The sequence below is a fragment of the Domibacillus sp. F004 genome, assembly GCF_057814295.1.
In genome coordinates this window covers 216,453-228,932 of the sequence record NZ_JBVATB010000001.1, presented here as the reverse complement: position 1 = coordinate 228,932, position 12,480 = coordinate 216,453, and the positions used below count along the sequence as shown (strand labels likewise).

Sequence of the window (12,480 nt, the reverse complement as noted above, 5' to 3'; positions counted from 1 at the left end):
CTCCACTCCGTTATTCTGCTTTTTCAAGCAGTTTTTTGCCATATCCAGCGAGCATATGATCCGGCTGAATATCCAGTGCATGGTCGAAACACTCGTGCGCTTTTTCTGTATTTTCAAGGTGTCCCGCATATAAGACGCCAAGATTATAATAGGCATCTGCATGATTTGGATCCTGTTCAATCACGGTCTCTAGCTGACTTGTCGCATCCGCGTATTGCTCCGTTTTAGCGAGTGCCAATGCAAATTGAAATCGTGCTTCTGTATCTTGTTCATTCAATTCAACCGCCCGCATTAAAAAAGGAAGCGCCATAACGGTCTGTTCAAGCTGTACAAACGACAGTCCCAGCATGAAAAAGGCATCGGCTTCATCCATACCATTTCGGGTTGCTTTTTCAAATGACTTGGCTGCTTCTTCAAATTGCTCTTGACTGAAATAAAAGGAACCTAGTGCATAATGAGCGGCGCCTGCAGCGGAGTCCACTTCTACCGCTTTTTTATAAAATTTCAATGCCCGTTCGTCGTTTCCCATTTCAGCTAATACATGGCCGAAATTAATGTACGCGGCTGAATCATTGGGCTTTTCCTCAATTTGCTCTGTAAATAACTTTAGTGCCTCTTCCCATTTTCCTTCTTTTAAAAATTCAATACCTTGCTCGTTTTTGTCCATCGTATCCTCCGAAAAAGTTGTTTCTTTCATTATAACAAAGACAAGTAAATGTCCCAAAAAATACTTTAAGCCAACCGATCTATTATTTTTATAAATCGCCTTCAAATAAAACAATCCCGCCGGGCATAAGCGGCGGGATTGTTTTATCATCCTACATAGTCAAGCTGTTTTCCTTCTTTAAATACTTCATCGATCGTGCCCCCGCCAAGACAAATGTCCCCGTCATAAAAGACGACAGCCTGACCCGGTGTAATGGCGCGTACTGGTTCGTCAAATGTAACACTTGCCTGGCCGCCAGCGATCATCTTAACCGTTACGCCTGTATCTGCCTGGCGGTAACGAAATTTTGCCGTACAACGAAATGTATCCGGCATGTCCCTATCTGATGTAAAACCAACATTTACAGCAGTCAATGAATCCGAATATAGCTTTTCGTGATCAAATCCTTGCACCACGTACAATTCATTTTTCTTAAGATCTTTCCCACCGACAAACCACGGGTCGCCGGAGCCGCCGATGCCAAGACCGTGGCGCTGACCTATTGTATAGTACATTAACCCGTCATGACGGCCCATTTTCGCACCGGCAAAGGTCACCATATTCCCCGGCTGTGCGGGTAAATACTGGCCTAAAAACTCTTTGAAATTGCGTTCACCAATAAAACAAATACCTGTTGAATCTTTTTTCGCAGCAGTTGCAAGTCCTGCTTCAGCCGCGATTTCACGGACGCGTTTTTTCTCGAGCTCACCAATCGGGAACATCACTTTATCAAGCTGACTTTGCGATAGCTGATTTAAAAAATACGTTTGGTCTTTATTGTTATCAACACCGCGCAGCATTTTGACTTCGCCGCCGCTCCGGTCAATTCTTGCGTAATGACCTGTCGCTAGATAATCGGCACCTAGCTTCATAGCGTGGTCTAAAAAGGCTTTAAACTTAATTTCCTTATTACACATGACATCCGGATTTGGCGTACGTCCCGCTTTATATTCATCTAAAAAGTACGTAAATACTTTATCCCAGTACTGCTTTTCAAAATTGACGGCATAATATGGAATGTCAATTTGATTGCAGACGCGGATGACATCCTCATAATCTTCCGTCGCCGTGCAGACGCCAAATTCATCTGTATCATCCCAGTTTTTCATGAAGATGCCGATGACGTCGTATCCCTGCTCTTTAAGCAGCAGAGCCGCAACCGAAGAATCGACACCACCGGACATGCCGACTACAACTCGTGTATCTTTCGGTGCTTTCATTTCTTCACTCTCTTTCTATGAGAGCCGCTTGACGATTTCAGCCGTTTTTACCGCAGCTCGCTCAATTTGTTCTTTTGTATTGTTTAATCCGAAGCTGAATCGGATGGATGAACGTAATTTATCAGAATCTGTACCGAACATCGCTGTTAATACGTGAGATGGCTCGATGGATCCTGCTGTACATGCCGAACCGCTCGATGCTGCAATTCCTTCCATGTCAAGATTGACAAGAAAAGCTTCAATATCGACTCCCGGAAAAAATAAGTTTAGCACATGTACAAGTGACTGTTCAACTTTACTGTTTACCGAAAAATCGATGTTCTGTTTCTCTAATGTTTCAATGAACATCGATTTTAATTCTTTGTATTGACTGGTTCGTTTTTCCATCGATTCGACCGCAATGGAGGCTGCCGCAGCCATTCCAGCAATGGAGGCAACATTTTCCGTTCCAGCCCGACGTTTTCGCTCTTGTTCACCGCCATATAAGAGCGGGGATAGCGGCGAGCCTGCCTTTGCATACAAGGCACCAATTCCTTTAGGCCCATTAATTTTGTGGCCCGAGATGGCTAGAAAATCAACATTTAATTCCTGAACGTTAATGGGTAAAATACCATACGCTTGAACGGCATCGACATGGAATAGTGCCGAATGTTCACGGAGAAGATCTCCAATTTCTTTCACAGGCTGAATAGCCCCTGTTTCATTGTTCCCATACATAATTGACACAAGAATGGTATCCTCGCGGAGCGCTTTCTCTACATCTTGAACGCTGACGACACCTGATTCATCTACTGGCAAATATGTAATGTCAAATCCTTCTTTTTCAAGTGCTTTGCACGCGTGCAGGACAGCATGATGTTCTATTGCTGTTGTAATAATATGACCTGTTTTTTTCAAACGGGCCGTGCCAAAAATAGCTAAGTTGTCTGCTTCTGTACCGCTCCCGGTGAAGATAATATCATTGTATCCAGCATGCAGCGTGCCTGCAATTGTCGTTCGTGCTTCATCCACTACACGGCGGGCATCACGCCCAAAAGAATGAATACTTGATGGATTTCCATGCGTGTCGGATAACACATCAAGTATCACCTTTGCAGCATCCGGATGAACAGGAGACGTGGCAGCGTGATCTAAATAAATTCGGTCCATTTTCACACCCCGTTAAATATAAAACATGTACGCATCAGATTCGCCGGTTGCCGTATGGTTTGCCAGGTCATCAAGCGTTGTATTTTCAAGCACATTTTTAATGGCATCACTGATCCGGATCCATAGTTCGCGTTTCGCAGGCTCTTCCTCTTCAATGCCTTCAACAAGCGTAATCGGTCCTTCAAGCACACGAATAATGTCACCTGCTGTAATTGTTTCTGGCTCATGACCGAGCACGTATCCACCGTATGCACCGCGAATGCTGCGGACAAACCCTGCATTGCGCAGCGGTGCAATCAGCTGCTCTAAATAATGTTCTGATAAATTGTGTGCTCCGGCAATTACTCGCAGTGATGTCGGTCCGTCACCATGTCGTTTTGCCAGTTCAATCATAATCGTTAATCCGTATCGCCCTTTAGTAGATATCCTCAATTTTTACACCTCTTTTTTCTTCCATACAAGTATTTTGCTATTGTTATATCCTTCATTTATACACCATTTTTATTCATTACATAATAAGTTCCATCACCTGCTCATCATAGTATACCATTTCATAGGAACAAAAAACATGCCGGAATACTATGGATTATGATACAGTGAGACAATATACAATGATTGGGGGGTTTTTATGAAGCCGCTTGCCTACCGGATGCGGCCGCGTACGATCGATGAAGTCACCGGCCAAGATCATTTAACTGGAAAAGGAAAAATTATTCGCCGTATGACAGATGCAAAGCAATTGTCATCGATGATTTTATACGGACCGCCTGGCACCGGGAAAACGTCTATTGCCGGCGCGATTGCCGGTAGCACAAAATATGCGTTCCGGATGCTGAATGCGGTCACAAGCAACAAAAAAGACATGGAAATTGTGGCAACTGAAGCAAAAATGTCAGGCAAAGTTATCTTGCTGCTAGATGAGGTTCATAGGCTGGATAAAGCAAAACAAGATTATTTATTGCCGTTTTTAGAAAACGGGATGATTACACTGATCGGTGCGACAACGAGCAATCCTTATCATGCGATCAATCCCGCGATTCGCAGCCGATGTCAAATTTTCGAGGTGAAGCCACTCACACCGGATGCAGTGAAAAAACTGCTTTTGCGTGCGCTTGATGATTCAGAACGAGGACTTGGTTCCTACAAAACCGATGTGACAGACGAAGCGCTTAATCATTTTGCGGAAGCATCTGGAGGGGATGTGCGAAGTTCATTAAATGCGCTCGAGCTTGCCGTTACATCAACACCGCCAAACTCAGATGGTGTCATTTCCGTTACACTTGAAACAGCCGAAGAATGTTTGCAGCAAAAAAGCTTTGCGCACGATAAAGATGGGGATGCACACTATGATGTGTTAAGCGGCTTTCAAAAATCGATTAGAGGCAGCGATGTCAATGCGGCGCTTCATTATTTAGCACGGCTGATTGAAGCGGGCGATCTCGTTAGTATTGCCCGCCGTCTACTCATCATCGCTTACGAAGATATCGGGCTTGCAAGTCCTCAGGCAGGTCCCCGTACACTTGCGGCCATTGAAGCAGCGGAACGGACTGGCTTTCCAGAAGCACGTATTCCACTTGCCAATGCTGTTATTGAACTTTGTTTATCTCCAAAATCAAATACAGCTTATAAAGCGATTGATGCAGCCCTTGCCGATATCCGTGCTGGACGCGCAGGCGAAATACCTGCTCACGTAAAAGACGCAAGTTATAAAAGTGCTGGAAAACTTGGTCGTGGCGTAGACTACAAGTATCCGCATGATTTCGAAAACGGCTGGGTCCCTCAGCAATATTTGCCGAATACGCTAAAAAACAAACGCTACTATGAGCCAAAAATGACTGGTAAATTTGAACAGGCATTAGCCAGTGTATACGAGAAAATTGAAAAAGGAAAACGATAATTTTTAGCTTTTTCATTTTTTCGTCTATTCTTATAACGAAATAATCAATTGTATACTAAAAACAGCAGTGCTGACGAAATCATTGGTCGGCACTACTGTTTTTATGTAGTGGAACATATGCATACAGATGTTCCATTTACCAAAAACCCGAGACGTTCATGTAAAAGCAGAAAAGAGCTGTCTCAAAATACATCAATTCGAGACAACTCCCCTATTAATCATTTACACGGGCTATTTTAATGTCTTTTAATACTTCTCGCACAACGTAGCTGGCCATAATTAATCCGGCTACAGACGGTACAAACGCATTGGACGCCGGCGGCATTTTTGCTTTGCGGATTTCCGCATCATCGTTGCCGACCACCTTACGCACATCTTCGCGAATAACAATTGGACTTTCATCAGAGAAGACGACAGGTATACCTTTTTTAATGCCTTCTTTTCGGAGACGTGTCCGAATGACTTTCGCAAGGGGGTCCGTGTGTGTTTTGGAAATATCAGCAATGGTAAAACGGGTCGGATCCATTTTATTGGCCGCACCCATACTAGAAATAATGGGTATATCCCGTTTTAAACATTCTTTCATCAAATGAATTTTATATGAAATTGTATCAGAAGCATCCACAACAAAATCAAGGCTATAGTTAAAAAATTGTTCATACGTTTCCTCCGTATAGAACATTTTTAGCGCAATAACCTCACATTCCGGATTAATATCAGCAATACGCTCTTTCATTAAATCCGCTTTTGGCTGACCCACTGTTGATAATAAAGCAGGCAGCTGGCGATTTATATTTGTAATATCAATGACGTCTTTGTCAACAAGAATTAAACGACCGACACCAGAACGGGCAAGGGCTTCTGCTGAAAACGAGCCAACACCGCCAATTCCGAGTACGGCCACTGTTGTTTGCTTTAATAAATCAAGTCCTTCTTTTCCAAAGGCTAGTTCATTTCGTGAAAATTGATGAAGCATATACACTCACTCCTGTTTTGGACATAAAAAAAAGACGGCGAACCCCAATTGTGCCGTCGTGTAAGATTATATGTTTTGAACCCGCTCACTCGCAGGTGGGTGCCCTGCTTCAGGCGTTGCAAGTCCCCGCAAAGGGCATGTGCGCTGTCCAAAAACCCGGACTCCCTAAACATATGGCGTTCGGTCAAAACAGATAGAAAAACTAACGTACACATCAGGATTCGCCTTTCTGATTACATATTATCATATGCTTTTTAAGCCGTCAACTCTAGACATCTGTATTAATCAGAAAATTTAAATTATTATTCTTTCTTATTTATTTAGCTGTTTGACGGACACGCAAATGCAATTCTTCCAGCTGCGCTTCAGACACTTCGCCCGGTGCATTTGTTAATACACATGACGCACTCGCTGTTTTCGGGAATGCAATCGTGTCACGCAAGTTTGTACGGCCTGCAAGAAGCATGACCATTCGATCAAGTCCTAAAGCAATACCGCCATGTGGAGGCGCGCCATATTCAAATGCTTCAAGCAAGAAACCAAATTGTTCTCTCGCTTGTTCTTCTGTGAAACCAAGCAATTTAAACATTTTCTCTTGAATATCGCTTTCAAAAATACGGATTGAACCGCCGCCAAGTTCATAACCGTTCAAGACGATATCATACGCTTGCGCATGAACAGCACCTGGATCTGAGTCAAGTTTGTCCAAATCTTCACGGGCAGGCATCGTGAACGGGTGGTGAGCCGCATAGTAGCGCCCTTCTTCTTCATCATACTCAAGAAGCGGCCAGTCTGTCACCCAAAGGAAGTTGTATTTTGATTCGTCAATCAAGCCAAGTTCTTTGCCAAGCTTGAGGCGAAGAGCACCTAGGGCATCCGCAACGATTTGCTTTTTATCCGCTACGAACATAATTAAATCGCCTGTTTTAGCGCCGGCTGTTTCAAGCATTTTTGCTTGTTCTTCTTCTGTAAAGAATTTAATAATAGGTCCTTTTAATCCATCTTCTTCGACTTTAAGCCAGGCAAGACCTTTTGCACCATATATCGCGGCAAATTCAGTCAAATGATCGATGTCTTTACGTGAGTATTTTATGCCGCCACCTGGTACGTTCAGTGCTTTTACTTGACCGCCAGATTCAACAACTTGTGCAAATACTTTAAAACCAGAGCCTCGAACAACGTCCGCCATGTCAATAAGTTCAAGGCCGAAACGTGTATCAGGCTTGTCAGATCCGAAACGGTTCATTGCTTCATCGTATGTCATGCGCTGGAACGAATCCGTAATATCAACATTCTTCACACGCTTTACAACACGTTTTAGCATTTCTTCTGTCATTTGCATAATATCTTCCTGACTCATAAAACTCGCTTCAATATCGACTTGTGTAAATTCAGGTTGACGGTCTGCACGCAAATCTTCATCGCGAAAACAGCGGGCAATTTGATAATAACGGTCAACACCAGATACCATTAATAACTGTTTGAAAATTTGTGGTGACTGTGGCAATGCATAAAATTCACCTGGATGAACACGGCTAGGTACTAGGTAATCCCGCGCACCTTCTGGCGTTGATTTTGTTAAAATTGGTGTTTCAACGTCAAGAAAGCCGCTGTCATCTAAATAATCACGGATTGTTTTTGTCACGTCACTGCGCATTTTCAATGTATCAAACATAACCGGACGGCGAAGATCCATGTAACGATATTTCAAACGGATATCCTCTGATACTTCCATACCATCTTCAATCATAAATGGCGGTGTTTTCGCTTCGCTTAATACATTGATTTCTGTTACATGTACTTCAATCGTACCTGTTGCAATGTTTTCGTTAATCGTTTCCGCATCACGCTTTACGATTTTCCCTTTAATATCTAGAACATATTCATTCCGTACTTTTTCAGCGATAGCAAGTGCTTCTCGGGAAATTTCCGGATTAAATACAATTTGCATAATGCCTGTACGGTCGCGTAAATCAATAAAGATGACGCTTCCTAAGTCACGGCGGCGCTGCACCCATCCTTTTAAGGTTACTTCTTCTCCAATATGCTGCTCGGTCATTTCACCACAATAATATGATCTTCCAAACATTTATTTCGCCTCCATTTTTGTTTTTAGATAATCTGCAAGCTCCGAAAGTAGAACATTGTCCTGCGATCCCTCTGCCATATCTTTTACCGTAATTCGATTCTCGGCCAGCTCATCTTCACCAAGAATAGCCGTGAATCTTGCTTTTTGACGGTCAGACGCTTTCAGCTGTGCTTTCATTTTTCTGTCCTGATAGTCACGGTCTGCTGAAAATCCAGCTGTTCGAAGCTCATGTACCAGAGCAACAGAACGGTCTTTTGCCTCCATACCGAGTGCGACGATAAAACAGTCTAGTCCGCTGTCAACCGGCCACTCGACCTTTTCTGCTTCCATAGCCGCAATAAACCGCTCAATGCTGAATGCAAACCCAATCCCCGGTGACTCGGGTCCACCAAGATCCTGCACAAGGCCATTGTAACGGCCGCCGCCGCATAACGTTGTAATCGCACCGAATCCTTCCGCTTCACTCATCACTTCAAATGCAGTGTGATTGTAATAATCAAGGCCGCGAACGAGCTTCGGATCAATTGTATACGCTATACCGATTGCATCCAAATAACCCGTCACTTTTTCAAAATATGTTTTTGATTCATCATTCAAATAATCAAGAATCGACGGTGCCGTGGCCATCAAGTCATGATCACGATCTTTTTTGCAATCAAGAATGCGAAGCGGGTTTTTCCGAAGACGCGTCTGGCAGTCTACACAAAATTCATCGATACGTGGCTCAAAGTGTGAAATAAGGGCTTTACGATGTGCATTCCGGCTTTCAGCATCGCCCAGTGAATTGATGACGAGGTTAATTTTTTTTAATCCTGCTGACGTATAAATATCCATAATGAGCGCCATTACTTCAGCGTCAATCGCCGGATCTTCACTGCCAATTGCTTCAACACCAAACTGGACGAATTGACGATAACGTCCAGACTGCGGACGTTCGTAGCGGAACATTGGTCCTGTATAAAATAATTTAGTCGGCTGATCCGGTATACCAAACATTTTATTTTCAACAAATGAACGGACAACAGCTGCCGTACCTTCTGGACGAAGGGTTAAGCTTCTTTCCCCTCGATCTTCAAACGTGTACATTTCTTTTTGAACGATGTCGGTTGTATCCCCAACACTTCGCGTAAATAGTTCTGTATGTTCAAAAATCGGCGTGCGAATTTCTTTATAGTGATAACGGCGGCATACATTTTTTGCGATCGACTCAATGTACTGCCATTTTTCCGATTGTCCTGGTAAAATATCTTGCGTGCCGCGTGGAACTTTCACTGACATGCTCATTTCCCCCTCGTGTATGTATAAGCACATAAAAAAACTTCCATCCCTACAACTATTTGCAGGGACGGAAGTTTCCGCGGTGCCACCCTCGTTAAAGCCGAAGCTTTCACTTTTTTGATAACGCAATACGCGGTTTTTCCTACTCTTGTTCAGAAAAACGCCTCAGAAGTGTCTTTTCATGAAGATGTACCGTAAATGCTCTCAGTCTCGGCATTTTTCTCTGTCCGGTCAGGCTTTCATTACTTTTCTTCATCAATGGCTTTTATAATTATATAAGGATCAAAGGCTAAATTCGTGACTTCCTGTCACAACGCCTTTGTGACCTGCTTCCTGCAGGCCCCCGATGAAAGAATTATAAAAAACTTTCGCTTATTTTTCAAGCACGTTTTATGCTTTGCTGTCGAGAATAAGCGTGACAGGACCATCATTCACAAGCGATACATCCATCATAGCACCAAATATACCTGTTTCCACGTGTACCCCTTTTCCCCGTAGCAGGTCATTAAACTGTTCATATAAAACGTTAGCCTGTTCACCGCCAGCTGCTGCCATAAAGTTTGGACGGCGGCCTTTTTTACAGTCTCCATAAAGCGTAAACTGCGAAATGGATAAAATCGAACCCCCGCGGTCAAGCAGCGATTCATTCATTTTGCCATTTTCATCTTCAAAAATACGCAAGTTGATAATTTTTTCAGCAAGCCAAGCCACATCTTTATCTGTATCGTCATGTGTGACACCAACAAGCAGAACAAGACCCGATTCAATACGGCCGATTACTTCCCCATCTACTGCTACAGACGCTCGTTTACTGCGTTGCAAGACAATTTTCATTTGCATAACACCTTCGATCAATTCATAATTCGACGAACCGCATAAATCTCTGGGATTTGCTTCACACGTTCAACTACTTTTTGCAAATGATTCACATTGCGTATGAAGATAGACATATCAATTTTTGCCATTTTATTGCGATCAGACCGCCCGGATACGGCGGAAATATTCGTTTTCGACTCACTGACTGCTTGTAGTACTTCGTTAAGAAGTCCTTGGCGGTCGTAGCCGGAAATTTCGATTTCCACCAAATACTCTTTCTTGTTTGCCGCATCCGATTCCCATTCAACTGAAATAAGCCGATTCTCCGTATCATCCTCTACCTTGACGTTTGGACAATCTGTACGGTGAACAGAAACACCCCGCCCTTTCGTAATATACCCGACAATATCATCACCCGGTACCGGATTACAGCAGCGTGATAGACGGATAAGTAAATTGTCGATCCCTTTCACTGTCACACCGGCATTTTTCTTTTGAGCGGACGGACTCGGCGGCACTTTAATTTCTTTGACAACTTCTTGATTAACCACTCCTTGATCGCGTTGCTTCCGCAATTTTTCTGTTAGACGGTTCGCGACTTGCAAGGCTGTAACCCCATTATAACCGACTGCTGCATACATATCTTCTTCGTTTAAAAAATTGAATTTTTCTGCGATGCGTTTTAAATTTTGCTGGGTCAGTACATCTTTCACATCAAATTCCATGGCTTTAATTTCACGTTCTACCATGTCGCGGCCTTTTTCAACATTCTCTTCGCGGTTTTGCTTTTTGAAAAACTGACGAATTTTATTTTTCGCTTGCGACGTTTGAGCCATTTTAATCCAATCTTTACTTGGACCATACGAATGCTTTGATGTGAGCACTTCCATAATATCGCCTGTTTTTAATTTATAATCAAGGGTAACCATTTTACCATTTGCTTTTGCACCGATCATTTTATTGCCTATTTCTGAGTGAATTCGATACGCAAAGTCAATTGGCACTGAACCGGCAGGCAATTCCAATACATCGCCTTTCGGTGTAAAAACAAACACCATATCGGAAAATAAATCAATTTTCAATGACTCCATAAATTCTTCAGCATCCTGTGACTCATTTTGAAAGTCAAGAATTTCCCGGAACCATGTCATTTTCTTTTCAAACGATGAATGTTCATCTACCGTGCGTCCTTCTTTGTATGCCCAGTGTGCCGCCACCCCGAATTCAGCGATACGATGCATCTCTTTTGTGCGAATTTGCACTTCGAGCGGGTCACCTTTCGGGCCGATAATCGTCGTATGAAGCGATTGGTACATGTTCGTTTTCGGCATCGCAATGTAATCTTTAAACCTTCCGGGCATTGGTTTCCAGCACGTATGAATAATTCCTAATGCTGCATAGCAGTCTTTAATGCTGTCCACAACAATCCGGACGGCAAGCAAATCGTAAATTTCATTAAACTGCTTATGCTGCATCGCCATCTTCCGGTAAATACTATAAATATGTTTAGGACGGCCAGAGATTTCGGCTGTAATTTCCATATTCTTAAGACCCGTCCGCATTTCGTCAATTACATCGTCTAAATATTGCTCTCGTTCATCGCGCTTTCGCTTCATTAAATTTACAATCCGATAATATTGCTGCGGGTTTAAGTATCGGAGTGCTATATCTTCAAGCTCCCATTTAATTTTTGACATTCCGAGACGATGAGCGAGCGGCGCAAAGATTTCCAATGTTTCATTGGAAATGCGGCGCTGTTTTTCCTGCGGCAAATGCTTCAATGTCCGCATGTTATGAAGGCGATCAGCGAGCTTAATTAAAATAACCCGGATATCTTGTGCCATGGCGATAAACATTTTTCGATGATTTTCCGCCTGCTGCTCCTCTTTGGATTTGTATTTAATTTTCCCTAGCTTTGTTACACCGTCGACAAGCATCGCTACTTCCGCATTGAACACATCAGTCAAATCTTGTAATGTAACCTCTGTATCTTCTACTACATCATGCAGAAAACCTGAAGCCACCGTTGCTGGGTCCATTTCTAAATCAGCAAGAATCCCCGCTACTTGAATCGGATGAATAATATAGGGCTCACCTGATTTGCGGAACTGATGCTTATGAGCCTCTTTCGCATATTCATATGCTTTACGGACAAATTCGACGTGTTCCACGTTCAAATAGGTACGAGTCAAGTCAATGACCTGATCGGCGGTTAATATCTGGTCTTTCGCCATATGCTTTGTTCACCTTCGCCCTTTCCGAAAAAACTAATTGTTCTTATTATCGAAAAAAAAGCACAGGATGTAAAGCTATCCTGCACTTTTTTTATAAATCGGGCTATTTTATCGA

At 43.0% G+C, this 12,480-nt stretch carries 10 protein-coding genes, 1 other RNA gene and 1 other annotated feature; of the genes, 1 reads left to right on the top strand and 10 read right to left on the bottom strand.

Going from position 1 to position 12,480, the window contains the following annotated elements:
- Positions 1–10 precede the first annotated feature (10 nt).
- The 4 genes from ACZYRN_RS01215 to cymR form a co-directional block, all read right to left on the bottom strand.
- Positions 11–667 (bottom strand): tetratricopeptide repeat protein, encoded by a 657-nt coding sequence (locus ACZYRN_RS01215; RefSeq protein WP_488909681.1) that lies wholly within the window; start codon positions 665–667, stop codon positions 11–13.
- 146 nt (positions 668–813) lie between these two features.
- Positions 814–1,926 carry a tRNA 2-thiouridine(34) synthase MnmA gene (gene mnmA, locus ACZYRN_RS01210; protein WP_488909680.1) on the bottom strand — a complete coding sequence of 371 codons (1,113 nt, stop codon included), beginning with the start codon at positions 1,924–1,926 and terminating at the stop codon, positions 814–816.
- Between the two features lie 15 nt (positions 1,927–1,941).
- Positions 1,942–3,075, bottom strand: a complete 1,134-nt coding sequence (locus tag ACZYRN_RS01205; protein WP_488909679.1) for a cysteine desulfurase family protein — start codon at positions 3,073–3,075, stop codon at positions 1,942–1,944.
- A gap of 12 nt (positions 3,076–3,087) precedes the next feature.
- The gene (cymR, locus tag ACZYRN_RS01200) at positions 3,088–3,507 is read right to left on the bottom strand and encodes a cysteine metabolism transcriptional regulator CymR (protein ID WP_488909678.1); all 420 of its coding nucleotides are present in this window, start codon (positions 3,505–3,507) and stop codon (positions 3,088–3,090) included.
- 196 nt (positions 3,508–3,703) lie between these two features.
- Between cymR and ACZYRN_RS01195 the strand changes: the two genes are divergently transcribed.
- On the top strand, positions 3,704–4,972 hold the full coding sequence (locus tag ACZYRN_RS01195; RefSeq protein ID WP_488909677.1) for a replication-associated recombination protein A: 1,269 nt from the start codon (positions 3,704–3,706) through the stop codon (positions 4,970–4,972).
- 214 nt (positions 4,973–5,186) lie between these two features.
- Here ACZYRN_RS01195 and ACZYRN_RS01190 read toward each other — a convergent pair whose 3' ends face one another.
- The 6 genes from ACZYRN_RS01190 to ACZYRN_RS01165 all read right to left on the bottom strand — a co-directional run bounded on the left by ACZYRN_RS01190 (position 5,187) and on the right by ACZYRN_RS01165 (position 12,365).
- Complete coding sequence (locus tag ACZYRN_RS01190) at positions 5,187–5,948, bottom strand: tRNA threonylcarbamoyladenosine dehydratase (protein WP_488909676.1); 762 nt, start codon at positions 5,946–5,948, stop codon at positions 5,187–5,189.
- Positions 5,949–5,985: 37 nt separating this feature from the next.
- A non-coding RNA gene (gene ssrS / locus ACZYRN_RS01185) (6S RNA) lies at positions 5,986–6,172 on the bottom strand.
- Between the two features lie 92 nt (positions 6,173–6,264).
- Positions 6,265–8,037 (bottom strand): aspartate--tRNA ligase, encoded by a 1,773-nt coding sequence (gene aspS / locus ACZYRN_RS01180; protein WP_488909675.1) that lies wholly within the window; start codon positions 8,035–8,037, stop codon positions 6,265–6,267.
- Entirely contained in the window at positions 8,038–9,315 is a 1,278-nt protein-coding gene (gene hisS, locus ACZYRN_RS01175; RefSeq protein WP_488909674.1) for a histidine--tRNA ligase, read from the bottom strand.
- A 60-nt stretch (positions 9,316–9,375) separates the two neighbouring features.
- Positions 9,376–9,583: a binding site (T-box leader), on the bottom strand.
- A gap of 122 nt (positions 9,584–9,705) precedes the next feature.
- Entirely contained in the window at positions 9,706–10,149 is a 444-nt protein-coding gene (gene dtd, locus ACZYRN_RS01170) for a D-aminoacyl-tRNA deacylase (RefSeq protein ID WP_488909673.1), read from the bottom strand.
- 17 nt (positions 10,150–10,166) lie between these two features.
- Entirely contained in the window at positions 10,167–12,365 is a 2,199-nt protein-coding gene (locus ACZYRN_RS01165) for a RelA/SpoT family protein (protein ID WP_488909672.1), read from the bottom strand.
- Positions 12,366–12,480: the final 115 nt, after the last annotated feature.